Raw genomic sequence first — 16,035 nt, 5'->3', positions numbered from 1 at the left:
GCCTGGCGCCCTCGGTGGCCCTATTGTGGGGCGTGGTCACCGGCCGGGCATCAGGGGTTCCACAAGGTAGCTCCACTACAGTGCGCGCCAACAGACCCGCTTCGTTGCTCGATATTCGAGCGGCTGACGGGTCGATCCGTCTTGATCAGGTGATGTAGTTTTGCTACCGTGGGTTGCTTGCAGAACCCCTGGATGAATCCTTGCCTGTGCCGCAGCAAGCCGCGTGCCGCCCTGACCCGGACACGCCCCTGACCGAGCCTGGCGGCAGCCGTGCGCCGGCCGGCGCCGGGCTGGCGCTGCCGTGGCTGGTAGCCGACGTCGGCGGCACCAACGCGCGCTTCGGCTGGGTGGTGTCGCCGGCCCGCGGCGTGGAGCACGTGCGTCGTTTCCCGGTGGCCGGCAGCGCCGGGCCGGCCGAGGCCGTGCGCGCCTACCTGGCCGGCCTGCCGGCGGATGTGGCGGCGGCGCCGCGGCGTGCGGCCATCGCCGTGGCCACGGCCGTGCGCGGCGACCGGGTGGAACTCACCAACAGCCCGTGGGCGTTCTCGTGCGCCGAACTGCAGACGGACCTGGGCCTGGCGTCGCTGCAGGTGCTCAACGACTTCGAGGCCCTGGCGCTGTCGTTGCCACGCCTGCGGCCGACGCAGTGGCGCGCCCACGGCGCTGCACCGGTGGCCGCCGGCACCCTGGCCGTCATCGGCCCGGGCACCGGCCTGGGCGTGGGCGGCGTGGTGCAGACCGAGGCCGGCTGGGTGGCACTGCCAGGTGAAGGCGGGCACGCCACGCTGGCGCCGTCGGACGACCTCGAGAGCGAGGTGCTGCGCCACGCGCGTGGGCAGTGGCCCCACGTGTCGGCCGAGCGCTTGCTTTCCGGCATCGGCCTGCCGCTGCTGCACACCTGTGTGGCACAGGCCGAGGGGCGGGCGCCGGAGGCCTTGTCGGCCGAGCAGGTGGTCGAACGTGGCGTGGCCGGTGACGCCGCCTGCGCACGCACGCTGGACGTCTTCTGCGCCCTGCTCGGCGGCTTCGCCGGCAACGTGGCGCTGACCCTGGGCGCACGGGCGGTGTTCATTGGCGGCGGCATCGTGCCGCGGCTGGGCGACCGCTTCTTCACGTCGCCCTTCCGCGCACGCTTCGAGGCCAAGGGCCGCTTCAGCGACTACCTGGCGGCCGTGCCCACGGCGCTGATCACCGACACGCTGGCGGCCCTGGCGGGCGCTGCGTTCGCGATCGAACAGCGCCACGGCTGAGCGCTGCACAAGCACTGACGCCGGCGACGTGGCCATGCGCCTGCTGCTCACCGGCCTGAACGGCACGCTGGCCCCGCGCGTGGCCGAGGCTGCGACGGCCGCCGGCTGGACCGTGCGGAGCTGGGACCGCCGTGCCGTGCCGCCCGAAGACCCTGCCGTGGTGCAGGCATGGCTGCGGGCCGAGCGTCCGGACGCCATCGCGCACCTGGCGACGGGCGACGAGGCATGGGCCGGCCTGCTGGCGCACCACGCCGCCGCGGCCGGCTTGCCCTTGGTGTTCACCAGTACCGCGATGGTGTTCGATGCCGAGCCCGACGGGCCGCACCGTCCTGGCGACGTCCGCACGGCGCGTGACGACTACGGCCGCCGCAAGATCCGCTGCGAGGACGCCGTGCTGGCAGCACACCCCCAGGCCAGCGTGCTGCGCATCGGCTGGCAGATCGACCCGGAGCGCTCAGGCAACAACATGCTGATGCAGCTCGACGACTGGCAGGCGCGCGACGGCGAGGTGGCCGCCAGCACCGCCTGGCGGCCGGCCTGCTCGTTCATGACCGACACGGCGGCGGCCATCGTCGGCCTGCTGGCCCGACCGAGCCCCGGGGTCGTGCACCTGGACAGCAACGCGGCCGAGGGCCACACCTTCGCCGCGGTGGTGCATGCCCTGCGCCGCCGCTTCGACCGCCGCCACTGGCGGGTGCGCGAACACGTGGGGTACGTGCACGACCAGCGCCTGATCGACGGCCTGGCCGTGCCGCCGCTATCGGCCCGCCTGCCGCTGTAGGGCCCGCAGGCGCCGGCGCGACGCACGCGCGGCCGGCACCCAGGCCAGCCGCCGCCAGCGCCACCACATCAGCAGGCCGCGCAGCCACTCGTCGGCGGCATAGGCGATCCACACGCCTACCAGCCCCCAGCCCAGGTGAACGCCCAGCCACCAGCTGCCGCCGGCCAGCACCACGGCCATCGACACCGCGCCCACCGCCACCGGGAAGCGCGCATCGCCGGCAGCGCGCAGTGCGTTGATGACGACCAGGTTGAAGGTGCGCCCGGGTTCCAGCAGCACCGACCAGGCCATCAGCGTGGCGCCGGCGGCCAGGATGGCCTTGTCCTGCGTGAACAGACGCAGCAGCCAGGGCGCGGCAAGCGCGGCGGCGCCGGCCACCGCCACGCTCAGGCCCAGGCCAAGCGCGAGGGCGCGGGTGACCAGCCGGTGCGCCGCATGCAGCCGGCCGCTGCCGATGTGATGCCCCACCACCACCTCGCCGGCCAGCCCGATGGCCAGTCCGGCCAGCAGCGTGAAGTGGTTGAACTGCAGCACATACGCCTGGGTGGCCAGTGCCGGCGCCCCCAGCGTGCCCACGGCCGCCACGCTGGCCACGAAGGCCAGGCGGTAGGCCACGTTCTCGGCCGCGCCGGGCACGCCGATGCGCAGCACGGCGGCCAGTTCCTGGCGCGGCAAGCGCCAGAGGTCGGCGACGCGCGGCTTCAGATGCAGCTGGCGCCGCCACAGCCATTGGTGCAGGCTCAGCCCGAGCAGCCTGCTGGCGACCAGCGCAGCGGCGAAGCCGCCCAGCCCGAAGCGGGGCATCCACCACAGCGCCAGCGCCAGGTGCAGCGCGTGCATGGCCAGCACCACACCCAGCACCTCGCGGGCGCGCAGATGGGCGCGCATCACGCTGGCCATGGCGGCGTTCCAGGCGTCCAGCAGCAGGGCTGGCGCCATCCACTGCAGCAATGGTGCGGCCAGCACCAGAACGGCCGGCGGCGCGTTGAGCCCGCGCATCAGGGCCTCGGCACCCAGCCACGCTGCCACGGCGCATGCACCCCCCACCCAGCTGCTGGCGCCGAGCACGGCGCGGGCGACGGCATCGGCCTCGGCGCGGCGGCCCGCGCCCAGCGCCTGGGCCACCACCACCGAGACGCCGGCACCCACGATGCGCAGCACGATGAACAGCATGGCTGCCACCTGGTGCGCCAGCGCGAAGCCCGCTGCGGCGGCGTCGGCCTGGCGGGCCGCCATGGCCGTGCCGGCCAGGCCCACGGCCATGCCCAGGCCCAGTTCCAGGAACAGCGGCACCGCCACCGGTGCCAGGCGGGGTTTCATGGTGGCGGGTTGTAGGTGACAGTCCGGTTCAGGGCAGCGTGATGATGGCGCTGCCGTCCATCACCTTGGGCGCGCCCGGCGGGCCGCCAAAGTGGTGGCCGCCAGGCTGCGCCTGCAGCGCGCGGTAGCCTGCATCCCAGTCCCAGGTGCTGACCCACAGGCGCACCCCGGACAGGTCGCGCCGGCCGCCCAGCGCCGCTGGCGGCAGCGTCAGCTCCAGCGTGTGGCGTTCCGGATCCACACGCAGCACCGGGGCCGGCGCCGCCGGCGTGCCCTCGTGCGTGGCGCTGGCCCCTTCGGCGGTGAACATCGCGTTGGACCAGCCGTGCAGGCGCAGCCGGCGGTGCCAGCGCAGGCCGGCGGGCAGCTGCCCATCCTGGCCAGGCATCACGGTGGCGCCGCCGGGTTCGCCCGGCAGCTCGACGAAGATGGTGAAGGCGACGTGGTCGAAACCGTTGGCCGGGTTCCAGCTGCGGGTGATGCGGCGCAGGCCGAGTTCCAGCCGCAGCGCGCCGCCGGCGCCCCAGGCGCGCACGCGGGTCAGGTCCAGTTGGCGGTTCTCGCCCCAGCTGGGATCGAGCGGGTAGCGCAGGCGGCCTTCGGCCAATGGACCGATGCCATGGTCGTCGCCCACCGGGTCGGGCACGTCGGCCAGCAGCTGCCAGCGGCGCTCGACCTGGAACAGTACTGGCGCCGAGGCCAGCCCGCTGGCTATGTCGAGCACCGCCGCGCGGTGCGCCAGCGCCGGGTCGACCATCGATGCCGTGTCGACGCGGACCTGGAAGCGCCCCTGGGCGTCAGCGGTCACCACCGGGCCGGCCTGCAGTGCGCCGTCCACCGCCAGTTGCAGCCGCGCGCCGGGCGTCGCGCGCCCGTCGAGCAGCAGGTCGCCCTCGACGCGCGCGGGCCCGGCCTGTGCGCCCGACGGGGGCAGCAAGATCGGCGCATCAGCGGCGGCCGCCTGGCCTGCGGCCGGTGAGGTGGTTTCCAGCGACCAGACCGCGGCGGCACCGGGCGCCAGTGACAGGGTCACCGTCCCGTCGGGCCGCGCTTGCGTGCGCGGGGCCTCGCCATCGGCCCATCTCGGCGTCAACGCCGTGCCTGGCGGCAGCGGCAGCGCTTCCACCAGCGCCGTGTGCGCCGCCGTGTTGAATGCCACCAGCATCGGCGGGCCGTCACCCGGAGCCGCGTCCATGCGCCAGACGATCGCGCCCGGCCCGGCGGCGTCGGCGTGCAGCACCGTGGGCACGCCGCGCGACAGGCTGCGGTGCGTGCGCCGCAGCGCGGCCAGCGCGGCGATGTGCCGGTACAGCGGTGCCTCTGCATCGAAGTGGTCGCGGCCGCCGGAACCCCAGCCACCGGCGAACATCGCGGCGCGCGGCTGCGTGAAACCCTGTTCGGTGCCCTGGTAGATCACCGGGATGCCGGGCAGCGTGAACATCGCCAGCAGCGCCTGGCGCAGCCCCTGCGGCGTGCCAGCGGCCAGGAAGCGGTCGACGTCGTGGTTGTCCACGAAGCTGGGCATGCGGTGCGGGCGTGCGTGCAGCGCCATGGTGCGCGTGATGCGCCAGCCCAGCTCCGCCGGCGGCCGGCCGCGCGCGAACACGTCGCCCAGTGCGCCGTAGAGCGGGAAGTTCAGCATGCCCGGCAGGACGGGCCGGCCGTCGGCGCCGGTCATGTAGGACTCGATGCGCCGCATCTGTGCGTCCTCGCCCGCGCGGTCGATGCCGAAGCCTTCGCCGAACACATGGAAGTCCTGCCGGCCGGTGGCGCGGGCCACGGCCAGGATGCCCGGCGCCGCCGGGTCGTCGGCGTGCAGGAAGTCGGTGAAGAAGTCCGGCGGCACGTAGAACGCGGTGTCCACCCGGAAGGCGTCGACACCGGCCTCGCGGATCCAGTGGCCGTAGCTGCGGCGCAGGGCCTGGCGCACGGCAGGGTTCTCCGTGTTCAGGTCGTCCAGCCGCGACATCTGGAAGTTCAGTTCCTGGTGGCGGTCGGTGTAGTCGGCCACCGGCGGGGTCCAGTGGTAGATGCCGGCGGCGCGGTCGGCAGCGCGCCGTGGGTCGTTCAGGTGGAAGGGGGGCTGCGTCGGCGCCGTCACCGGCCGCGACGCCGGGTTCACCTGCCAGCCGCCCGCGGCGGCTTCGGGTGAGGACAGGTCGGTGCCCAGGGCGATGTCGAAGAAGTTGCCGACATGGTTCACCACGATGTCCTGCACCAGCAGCATGTCGCGCGCGTGCAGGGCGCGCGACAGGGCCTGCAGATCGGCCAGCCGGCCCTGGTGCGGGTCCACCGTGATGAAGTCGCTGGCCCAGTAGCCGTGGTAGCCGGCATACGCACCGTCGAGCCACTGGTTGGCCACCCAGGGTGTGAGCCACAGGCCGGTGACACCCAGGCCCTGCAGGTAGCCCAGCCGCCGCTGCACGCCGGCGAGGTCGCCGCCGCTGTAGCGGTCATGGCGTGCCGGGTCGAACTCGCCTGCGCCCTGGTCGTCGTTGCGCGGGTCGCCGTTGTCGAAGCGGTCGGTGAGCACGAAGTACAGCACCTGGTCGCGCCAGTCCGGCGAGGGGCGGTGCAGCGGGCCATCAAGGGACGCTGCGGCCCCTGCGGACCACGGCAAGGCTGCCGCCATGGACACCGCAGCGGTGATGCGTCGAAGACGTGTCGAAGTCAGAAGCGATGGCATGACATGTAGTCCCACTACATTCTGGCGGTCCGAGTGCTTCGTGGACATCATCGGCCCTCAGGGAAAACGCCAAAAGGAGGCTCAAATGCGGCCCGGAACAGACAGAAACGCAACATCACCTAGGGTTTACCTAAGGCTGATGATGTAGCTAGTTTTGATACAAAGTCGTCCGAACTTCTCGCCGCGCTCCGGCTGCCAGGCCGCGGGCGCAGGCGCTTCCAAGACGACCAGGAGACTGTTGGTGAACACCCATCCTTCCCGGCGCGCGCGCGCCACCCGTTCCGTCGCCGGTCGTCCGGTGCTCACTGCGGTGGCCGGAGCGGCCATGCTGCTGGCCTCCGGTGCCGCGATGGCACAGCAGGTGGCCGAAACCCAGACCGTCACCGTGACCGGCATCCGTGCCGCCATCGAGTCGGCCATCAGCACCAAGAAGGACGCCGACACCATCGTCGAGGCGATCACCTCGGAAGACCTGGGCAAGCTGCCCGAGCCGTCGGTGGCCGACGCGATGGCGCGCCTGCCCGGCGTGGCGGCGCAGCGCAACAAGGGCAGCGGCAAGGCGCAGAGCATCAGCGTGCGCGGCATGTCCCCCGACTTCAACGGCGGCCTGCTCAACGGGCGTGAAGTGGCCTCGTCGGGCAACAGCCGCGGCGTCGACTTCGACCTCTACCCCGCTGAACTGCTCAACAGCGTGCTCGTCTACAAGACGCCGCACGCCGGCCTGATGGGCCAGGGCCTGTCGTCGACGATCGACCTGCGGACGATCCGCCCGCTGGACTCGCGCGAGCGCCAGGTCGCGCTGAACTACCGCGACCAGCGCACCGGCATCGACAACGGCGTGCCCAATGGCGAGGGCTCGGGCGACCGCATGTCGTTCTCCTACGTCGACCAGTTTATGAACCGCACGCTGGGCGTCGGCATCGGGGCCGTGAAGTTCACCGAGAAGGGTGCGGCGCAGCTGCGCGTGAACACCTGGGGCGGCTGGACGCCGACGCTGGACTACAACGGCGAGCAGGTCGGCGTGCCGGGCGGCTTCGGCCGCGACATCGAGTACTCCGACCAGGAGCGCGAAGGCCTGATGGGCGTGCTGCAGTGGCGCCCGAGCAAGAACTTCGAGACGGTGCTGGACGTGTTCCAGTCCAAGGGCCGTTCGGCGGCCTTCAAGAAGGGCATCGAAGGTTTCGTCGGCGGCAACTCCGATGGCCACAACTACCGCACCAGCCCGCCTACCCTGGTCAATGCCACGGTGGCCAACGGCATCGCCACCAGCGGCACGATCGACAACTTCAAGGGTGTGATCCGCAACCACAACGAGGGCGCCGACGACAAGGCCGACGCCTGGGGCCTGAACGCCAAGTGGAAGCTCGACACCTGGACGCTGACCGGCGACATCGCGCAGTCCAAGGTCACCAAGACCAGCGCCCGCTACGAGACCACCGCCGGCCTGCCGGGCAACGGCAACACGGCGCAGAGCCAGGGCTTCCCCGCCACGCCGGGGGCCACCGGCACCGTCAGCTGGACGGGCTTCGACGGCAGCAACCACGGCGACCTGAAGTTCACGTCGAGCACCGACTTCGCCGACCGCAGCGTGGTGCAGCTCACCGACGTGATGGGCTGGGGCGGTGGCCCGAACTCGCCGCAGGCCGGCTACGTGGCGTCGCCCAAGTTGTCGGACACCATCGACAACCTGCGCCTGAGCGCCCAGCACGACCTGTCCTGGGGGCCGGTCAGCCGCGTTTCGCTGGGCCTGAACCAGGTCAACCGCGAGAAGCGGTCGACGACGCAGGAGGGCTTCCTGGTCATCAACGGCGGAGCCGACGGCTTTGCCGGCGTGGCCGTGCCCGGCAGCAGCACGCTGGTGGTCGACGGCATCAACATCGCCACCTGGGACCCGCGCAACTCGCTGGGCAGCATCTACCAGCTGCGCCCCAACACCTACGGCACGGTGATCAACCGCAACTGGGGTGTCGACGAGGACGTCACCACCGGCTACGCGAAGGCCGACATGGACGGCGAGCTGTTCGGCTTCCCGTTCAGCGGCAACTTCGGCGCCCAGCTGGTGCGCACCAAGCAACGCTCCAGCGGCTTCGTCAACGACGCCGGGCAATGCGCCGGCACCACGCCCGACACCTGCACCAGCCAGAGCGGTGGCAAGACCTACAGCGATGTGCTGCCCAGCCTGAACCTGTCGCTGGAAGTCGCGCCCGACACCGTGGCCCGCCTGGGCCTGGGCAAGACGCTGTCGCGGCCGAAGATGAACGACATGCGCGCCAGCATCGACGCGCCGTCGATCGTCACGCCGACCGACCCGGGTGAGCAGTCGTACTTCGCGGCTGGCGGCGGCAACCCGGAACTCGAGCCGTTCCGAGCCACCGCGCTGGACATCTCGCTGGAGAAGTACTTCGGCGGCAACAAGGGTTATGTCTCGTTCGCCGGCTTCTACAAGGACATCCAGACCTATGTGCTGACCCTGCCCCAGGCCTTCGACTTCGCGCCGGTCCTGGCGCCGGGGGCGGCGGTGCCTGACCGCGGCACCGTGGGCATCCTGACGCGGCCGACCAACGGCAGCGGCGGCAGCATCCACGGCTTCGAACTGGCCGTGAACCTGCCGTTCTCGATGCTCACGCCGGTGCTCGACGGCTTCGGCCTGTTCGTGAACCACAGCGACACGAGCAGCTCGATCACGATCCGCCCGGGCCAGCTGTCTGGCCTGGACGTGGGCGGCGCCTTCAACATCCCGCTGCCAGGGCTGTCGCGCAAGGTCACGAACTTCAAGCTGTACTACGAGAAGCACGGCCTGCAGATAGCCGTCGCGTCGCGCACCCGCTCGGACTTCCTGGGTGAAATCACCGACTACAAGGACGACACCGCGGTCACCTTCATCCGTGGCGAGACCGTGGTCGACCTGCAGGTGGGCTACACCTTCCCGGACACCTCGTTCCTGAAGGGCCTGTCGCTGCTGTTCCAGGGCAACAACATGACCGACGCGCTGTTCCGCCAGTACCAGACGGACCGGAACAATCCGACCGACACCAAGCGCTACGGCAAGACCTACCTGTTCGGCGCGAACTACAAGTTCTGACGCCGGCGGGCGCGAGCCCGCTTCACGCGCGCCACCCCGCCGGCCTCCGGGCTGCCGGGGTGGTGTCACTTCAGGCCCGCGCTGCTACAACCCGCATGTCCTGCCTCTTGCCACCAAAGCCATGAACCCGAACACCCAGGCCCCGTTGCAACGTGTCGTGATCGCTGGCGGCGGCACAGCCGGCTGGATGACGGCCGCGGCGCTGTCCAAGGTGCTGCGCGGCCGCATCGCGGTGACGCTGGTGGAAAGCGAGGAGATCGGCACCGTCGGCGTCGGCGAGGCCACGATCCCGATGATCCAGCTCTTCAACCGGGTGCTGGAGATCGACGAGGACGAGTTCATCCGCGAGACGCGCGGCAGCTTCAAGCTGGGCATCGAGTTCGTGAACTGGGGGCGGCTGGGTGCGCGCTACATGCACGCCTTCGGCCGCTTCGGGCAGGACCTCTGGACGGTGCCGTTCTACCAGTACTGGCTGAAGCAGCACCTGGCCGGCGACGCACCGCCGCTGGGCGACTTCGCGATCACGCACCGCGCGGCCTACCGGAACCGGTTCATGCGGCCGCCGGGCGACGTGCAGAACTCGCCGCTGAACGACATCGCCTACGCCTACCACTTCGATGCCGGGCTCTATGCGGCCTACCTGCGCCGGCAGGCCGAGGCGCGCGGCGTGGTGCGCGAGGAAGGCCGCATCGCCGAAGTGGCGGTCGACCCTGGTCGGGGGCACGTGACGGCGCTGACGCTCACCGACGGCCGGCGCATCGAAGGCGACCTGTTCATCGACTGCACCGGCTTTCGTGCCCTGCTCATCGAACAGACGCTCAAGGCCGGATGGGAGGACTGGACGCACTGGCTGCCGTGCGACCGCGCGATCGCCGTGCCCTGCAGTTCGGCCTCGCCCTTCACCCCGTACACGCGCAGCACGGCCCACCGGGCGGGCTGGCAGTGGCGCATCCCGCTGCAGCACCGCACCGGCAACGGCCATGTGTTCTGCAGCGCCCACGTCAGCGAGGACGAGGCCACCGCCGTGCTGCTGGCCAACCTGGACGGCGAAGCGCTGGCCGAGCCGCGCACGCTGCGCTTTGCCACTGGCATGCGCCGGCACTGCTGGCAGGGCAACGTGGTGGCCATCGGCCTGTCCAGCGGCTTCCTCGAGCCGCTGGAGTCCACCAGCATCCACCTGATCCAGACGGCCATCGCCCGCCTGATCGACTTCTTCCCGGCGCAGCGCTTCAGTGCCGTCGACATCGACGAATACAACCGGTTGTCGCGCTTCGAGTACGAGCGCATCCGCGACTTCATCATCCTGCACTACCACCTCAACGAGCGCACCGATTCGCCGTTCTGGACGGCCTGCCGCGAGATGGCGGTGCCGGAAACGCTGCAGGCCAAGCTGATGCTCTTCCGCACGCACGGCCGCATCCTGCGCGAGAACAACGAGCTGTTCTCCGAGGTGGCCTGGCTGCAGGTGATGCTGGGGCAGGGCCTGGTGCCCGAGGGCTACCACCCGCTGGTCGACAGCCTGGACGGCGCCGAGGTGGCGCGCTACCTGCAGGAGGTGCACGCGCTGATCGGGCGTTGTGCCGAGGCCATGCCCGACCATGCGCAGTTCATCGGCCAGCACTGCCGCGCGCCGGCGAACTGAACCGCGGCGGCGCCTGCTGCTGGGCGCGACGGCCGCTGCGCTGGCCATGCCCCGCGCGTTGCGCGCCGCGCCTGCCCCGCTGGTCTGCTGGTTCACGGTGGAAGGTGCCAAGGCCATGCGTGCCGTCGGCGAACGCTTCACCGCCGACACCGGCGTGCCGGTGGTGGTGGAGACGCCCGACGAGGGACCTGCCAAGTTCCAGCAGGCCGCCGGTGCCGGCAAGGGCCCGGACATCTACGTCTACGCGCACGACCGCATCGGCGAGTGGATCGCTGCTGGTCTGCTGCATGCGGTGGATCCTTCCCCCGACTTGTGGGCCGACATCGACCCGCTGGCCTGGCGCGGCTTCACGCTGCGCGGCCGCACCTGGGGCTACCCGTACGCCATCGAGGCGATCACGCTGATCCACAACCTGGCCCTGGTGCCCGAGCCGCCGCGCGACTGGGCATCGCTGATCGCGCTCGACGACCGCCTGGCTCGCGACGGCCGCCGCGCCGTGCTCTGGGATTACACCAACGGCTACTTCAGCTGGCCGCTGCTGGCGGCCCACGGCGGCTACGCCTTCCGCCAGCGTGCCGACGGCGGCTGGGACCCGAGCGACACCGGCGTCGCCAACGCCGGGGCGCTGCAGGGCGCTCGACTGCTGGACCGGCTGATCCGCGAGGGCCGCATGCCTACCGGCAGCGGCTACGCCGACATGGAGGCCGCCATGGCCCAGGGCCGCGTGGCGATGGTCATCAACGGGCCCTGGGCCTGGGTGAACCTCCGGCGCGTGGGCATGGACTTCGGCATCGCGCGCATCCCGGCGCTGGCGGGCCGGCCGGCTGCACCCTTCGTCGGCATCAAGGGGCTGATGATCAACCGCGCCACGCGCCAGCGCGAGCTGGCGGTGGAGTTCATCGAGCACTACCTGCTGCAGCCCGAAGGCCTGCGCGCCATCGACCGCGCCGAGCCCATCGGCGCCGCCGCCAGCCGCCGCTTCTTTGCGCAGCAGACCGTGGACCCGCGCATCGCCGGCATCATGGATTGCGCACGCGACGGCGTGCCCACGCCCAGCGTGCCCGAGATGGGCCGGTTCTGGGCGGCACTGAAGACGGCGCTGACCAACCTCACCGAAGGCCGGCAGGACCCGGCCGCGGCACTGCAGGCGGCGGCGCGCCGCATCCGGGGCGAATGACCATGGCCCGGCGATGGCGATCGACGGCCTTGGCGGCCGCGTGCGTGGCGATCATCCTGGCTGCCGTGGTGCAGGTGCACGCCGTGGGGCAGACGCTGCTGGCGGTGCTGCTGCTGGTCTGCGGCGGCCTGGCGGTGTGGGCCTACACCAGCCCGCGCACCCATGCGCTGCGCTACCTGCTGCCGGGCATCGGCGCGGCCGTGGTGTTCGTGATCTTCCCGATGCTCTACACCGTGGGCATAGGCTTCACCAACTACAGCGCCAGCAACCTGCTGGAGTTCGAGCGCGCGCGCGAGGTGCTGCGCGAATCGTCCACGCTGGCCCCTGGCAGCCTGCGAAGCTTCGCGCTCGAGGGTGGGCCCGATGGCGTGCGGGTGCACCTGGACGGCGGCCTGGCCACGCCACCGCTGGCCCTGCGCGATGCACCGCTGACGGCGGCGCTGACACCTGCCGACCCGCCGGCGACCACGCTGTCCATGGCCGAACGTGTGGCCCTGCTGCCGGCGCTGCGCCAGCTGACGCTGCAACCACCGTCGGGCCCGCCACTGCGCCTGGCCAGTCTGCGCAGCTTCGGCCACGTCCAGCCGCTGTACGAGGAGGCCACCGACGGTGCGTTGACCGACCGCATCACCGGCATCGCCTACCGCCCCGACGACGCCACCGGCTTCTACACCAGTGCCGACGGTGACCGCCTGCAGCCCGGCTACCGCGTCGCCGTGGGCTTCTCGCACTACGCCACCGTGTTCAGCGAAGGCCGCTTCCGCGAACCCTTCCTGGGCGTGCTGGTGTGGACGGTGGTCTTCTCCGCCGCCACCGTGGTGATCGCCGGCGCGCTGGGTCTGCTGCTGGCCGTGCTGCTGAACTGGGAGGCGCTGCCGTTCCGTGGCGCCTACCGGCTGGTGCTGTTCCTGCCCTACGCGGTGCCGGGCTTCATCAGCATCCTGGTCTTCAAGGGCCTGTTCAACCAGAACCTGGGCGAGATCAACTTCATCCTCGACGGCCTGTTCGGCATCCGCCCGGCCTGGTTAAGCGACCCCACGCTGGCGCGCACGATGCTGCTGATCGTCAACGTCTGGCTGGGCTTCCCGTACATCATGGTGCTGTGCTCGGGGCTGATCAAGTCGATCCCGGCCGACCTGTACGAGGCCTCGGCCGTCTCCGGCGCCGGACCCTGGGTGAACTTCAGCCGCATCACCGCGCCGCTGATCGTCAAGCCGCTGACGCCGCTGCTGATCGCGGCCTTCGCCTTCAACTTCAACAACTTCGTGCTCGTGAGCCTGCTCACCGGCGGGCGTCCCGACCGCCTGGACACCACGCTGCCTGCGGGCACCACCGACATCCTGGTGTCGTACACCTGGCGCATCGCGTTCCAGGATTCGGGCCAGCAGTTCGGGCTGGCTGCCGCCATCTCCACCGTGATCTTCCTGATCGTCGCGGCGATCACGCTGCTTCAGATGCGCTTCACGCGGGTGGCTGACGAGGCGGCGCGGCGCTGAGCGGCGTCGACCTTGACCGGTCGACCGCGCACAATGGCCAGGGCCGGCGGCGCAGGCTGCCGCCGGCCCCACTTCATCCAGGCCCATCACATGACTGCCCTGCACGCCCTGTCCACGCACGAACTGCTGACCCGCTACGAGGCGGGCAGCCTCTCGCCGGTGGAGGTGGCGCAGGACCTGATCGACCACGTCCAGCGCTGGGAGCCGGTACTGCACGCGCTGTGGGCCTTCGAACCCGAGCAGGTGCTGGCGCAGGCCCGCGCCGCCGAGGCACGCTGGCGCGCCGGCAACGCGCGGGCGCTGGAAGGCGTGCCGTGCACGATCAAGGAGAACATCGCCACCGCCGGCCTGCCGGTGCCGCTGGGCACCGCGGCCACCGTGCTGGCCCCGGCGCCGGCGGATGCCCCGCCCGCCGCACGCCTGAAGGAGGCCGGCGCGGTGCTGCTGGCCAAGACCACGATGCCCGACTGGGGCATGCTGTCGTCGGGCCTGTCGAGCTTCCATGCGCTGGCCCGCAACCCCTGGGACCCGGCCACCAACCCCGGCGGCAGCAGCGCCGGCGCCGGCGCCGCGGCGGGGGCCGGCTACGGGCCGCTGCACGTGGGCACGGACATCGGCGGCTCCATCCGCCTGCCCGCGGCCTGGTGCGGCGTCGTTGGCCTGAAGCCCAGCCTCGGCCGCGTGCCCATCCACCCGCCCTATGCCGGCCGCGTGGCCGGGCCGATGACACGCACGGTGGACGACGCCGCCCGCATGATGGCCGTGCTGTCGCAACCCGATGTGCGCGACAGCATGAGCCTGCCCTTCCAGGCGCTGGACTGGATGGCCCCCGCGCGCGACGCCAGGGGCCTGCGCATCGGCCTGTGGCTTGACGCCGGCTGGGGCCTGCCCGTCGAGCCGGAGATCCTGGCCGCGGTCCAGGCCGCAGCGCGACGGTTCGAGGCCGCCGGCGCCGTCGTCGAACCCGTGGCGCCCTTCACCACACGCACCATGGGCGACGGCATGGACGCCTTCTGGCGCATGCGCTCTTGGCTGGATTTCCAGGCCCTGCCGCCCGAACGCCAGCAGCAGGTGCTGCCCTACATCCGCACCTGGATCGCCAAGGGCGCCGAACTCGGCGCCGCCGACGTCTTCCACGGCTACAGCCAGATGGGCGCCTTCCGTGATGCCGCGGTGGCGGCCACCGCACCGTACGACGTGCTGATCTCGCCGGTGGCGCCGGTCTCGCGCTTCCCGGCCGAGTGGGCAGGCCCCACCAACGACCCGGCCACGGCGATGGACCACATCGCCTTCACCGTGCCCTTCAACATGAGCGAGCAGCCGGCCATCAGCGTGCCCTGCGCGATGTCGTCGGCTGGCGCACCGATCGGCCTGCAGATCGTCGGTCACCGGCACGACGATGTCGGTGTGCTGCGCGTGGCGCGTCTGTGGGAGCAGTTGTGCGACCCGCTGCCCCCGCCGCCACCGTTACGAACCTGAAGCCAGCCTGAAGCGCACGCGCTGTGCTGCAGAGGGTCGGCACGGCACAATCCCGGGTTTGCCCGAAGCCGGACCTGCCGTGATCTCCGTCGTCGTCCCCGTCCACAACGAATCGCCCAACGTGCCGCCGCTGGTGGCCGAGATCGAGGCGGCGCTGGCGCCCTGCGTCGATGAACTCGGCGCCTACGAGGCCGTCTTCGTCGACGACCGCAGCAGCGACGACACACTGGCCGTGCTGCAGGACCTGGCCCGCACGCGCCCCTGGCTGACGGTGATGGCCCACCGCAACAACTGCGGCCAGAGCGCTGCGCTGCTCACGGGTGTGCGCGCCGCCAAGGGGCCGCTGATCGCCACGCTGGACGGCGACGGGCAGAACGCCCCGGCCGACATCCCGGCACTCGCGCGGCGCTGGCGCGAACTGCAGGGCTCGGGCACGGGCCCGGTGCTGATCGCCGGCTGGCGCAACAAGCGGCAGGACACGGCGCTGCGCAAGCTCAGCTCGCGCATCGCCAACGGCGTGCGCTCGTCGCTGCTGGGCGACGCCACGCCCGACACCGGCTGCGGGCTCAAGGTCTTCGCGCGCGACGACTTCCTGGCCCTGCCCTGGTTCGACCACGTGCACCGCTTCATGCCCGCGCTGTTCCGCCGTGCCGGCGGGCGCACGGAATCGGTGCCGGTGACGCACCGGCACCGCACGATGGGCAAGTCGCACTACGGCGTGCACAACCGCCTGTGGGTGGGCCTGGTGGACCTGTGCGGCGTGATGTGGCTGCAGCGCCGCGCCAAGGTGCCGGTGGCCGAGCGCGTCAGCGGCTGAGGAACAGAGCATGAACTTCGACATCGACGGCGGCTGGCTGGCCGTGGGCTTCCTGGGGCAGGCGCTGTTCTCGGCACGCTTCATCGTGCAGTGGCTCAGCAGCGAGAAGCTCAAGAAGAGCGTGATCCCCAAGGCCTTCTGGTACTTCAGCGTCGCCGGCGGCGCCACGTTGCTGGCCTACGCCATCCATCGCCAGGACCCGGTGTTCATCGTCGGCCAGGCCGCGGGCCTGTTCATCTACGCGCGCAACCTGCAGTTCCTGTGGCGCGAGCGCCAGACCCCGACGCCCGGCGAGTGAGCCCGGC

The 16,035-nt window shown here is 71.5% G+C and carries 11 protein-coding genes; 9 read left to right on the top strand and 2 right to left on the bottom strand.

Annotated elements, in window-relative coordinates; translation table 11 throughout:
- Nucleotides 1–206 precede the first annotated feature (206 nt).
- Nucleotides 207–1,250: a glucokinase gene (gene glk / locus ENE75_RS11935; RefSeq protein WP_233259058.1), complete on the top strand. Its 1,044-nt coding sequence runs from the start codon at nt 207–209 to the stop codon at nt 1,248–1,250.
- Between the two features lie 34 nt (nt 1,251–1,284).
- Nucleotides 1,285–2,031 (top strand): sugar nucleotide-binding protein, encoded by a 747-nt coding sequence (locus tag ENE75_RS11930; protein ID WP_128198525.1) that lies wholly within the window; start codon nt 1,285–1,287, stop codon nt 2,029–2,031.
- On the opposite strand, the gene ENE75_RS11925 is transcribed toward ENE75_RS11930, so the two are convergent.
- Together ENE75_RS11925 and ENE75_RS11920 are read right to left on the bottom strand one after the other, a co-directional pair.
- Nucleotides 2,008–3,351 carry an MATE family efflux transporter gene (locus tag ENE75_RS11925; RefSeq protein ID WP_128198524.1) on the bottom strand — a complete coding sequence of 448 codons (1,344 nt, stop codon included), beginning with the start codon at nt 3,349–3,351 and terminating at the stop codon, nt 2,008–2,010. The genes ENE75_RS11930 and ENE75_RS11925 overlap by 24 nt on opposite strands.
- Nucleotides 3,352–3,379: 28 nt before the next feature.
- Entirely contained in the window at nt 3,380–5,983 is a 2,604-nt protein-coding gene (locus ENE75_RS11920; protein WP_158288924.1) for an alpha-amylase family glycosyl hydrolase, read from the bottom strand.
- A 295-nt stretch (nt 5,984–6,278) separates the two neighbouring features.
- On the opposite strand from ENE75_RS11920, the gene ENE75_RS11915 reads away from it, so the two are divergent.
- The 7 genes from ENE75_RS11915 to ENE75_RS11885 all read left to right on the top strand — a co-directional run bounded on the left by ENE75_RS11915 (nt 6,279) and on the right by ENE75_RS11885 (nt 16,028).
- Nucleotides 6,279–9,119 (top strand): TonB-dependent receptor, encoded by a 2,841-nt coding sequence (locus tag ENE75_RS11915; RefSeq protein WP_233259040.1) that lies wholly within the window; start codon nt 6,279–6,281, stop codon nt 9,117–9,119.
- Between the two features lie 121 nt (nt 9,120–9,240).
- On the top strand, nt 9,241–10,761 hold the full coding sequence (locus tag ENE75_RS11910) for a tryptophan halogenase family protein (protein ID WP_128198522.1): 1,521 nt from the start codon (nt 9,241–9,243) through the stop codon (nt 10,759–10,761).
- Nucleotides 10,718–11,938, top strand: a complete 1,221-nt coding sequence (malE, locus tag ENE75_RS11905) for a maltose/maltodextrin ABC transporter substrate-binding protein MalE (RefSeq protein WP_128198521.1) — start codon at nt 10,718–10,720, stop codon at nt 11,936–11,938. Before ENE75_RS11910 ends, malE begins: the two co-directional genes overlap by 44 nt.
- Nucleotides 11,935–13,434 (top strand): maltose ABC transporter permease MalF, encoded by a 1,500-nt coding sequence (malF, locus tag ENE75_RS11900; RefSeq protein ID WP_128198520.1) that lies wholly within the window; start codon nt 11,935–11,937, stop codon nt 13,432–13,434. Before malE ends, malF begins: the two co-directional genes overlap by 4 nt.
- Before the next feature lie 90 nt (nt 13,435–13,524).
- Nucleotides 13,525–14,913, top strand: a complete 1,389-nt coding sequence (locus tag ENE75_RS11895; RefSeq protein WP_128198519.1) for an amidase — start codon at nt 13,525–13,527, stop codon at nt 14,911–14,913.
- 79 nt (nt 14,914–14,992) lie between these two features.
- Nucleotides 14,993–15,730, top strand: coding sequence for a glycosyltransferase family 2 protein (locus ENE75_RS11890; protein WP_233259038.1), 738 nt, complete (start codon nt 14,993–14,995; stop codon nt 15,728–15,730).
- Nucleotides 15,731–15,740: 10 nt separating this feature from the next.
- Nucleotides 15,741–16,028, top strand: a complete 288-nt coding sequence (locus tag ENE75_RS11885) for a lipid-A-disaccharide synthase N-terminal domain-containing protein (protein ID WP_128198517.1) — start codon at nt 15,741–15,743, stop codon at nt 16,026–16,028.
- The last annotated feature ends 7 nt before the right edge of the window (nt 16,029–16,035 follow it).

The sequence above is a fragment of the Rubrivivax albus genome (genome assembly GCF_004016515.1).
Classification (GTDB): Bacteria; Pseudomonadota; Gammaproteobacteria; order Burkholderiales; family Burkholderiaceae_C; genus Rubrivivax; species Rubrivivax albus.
Note: the sequence above shows the minus strand (reverse complement) of the source record. Positions and strands in the feature narration are given on the sequence as shown.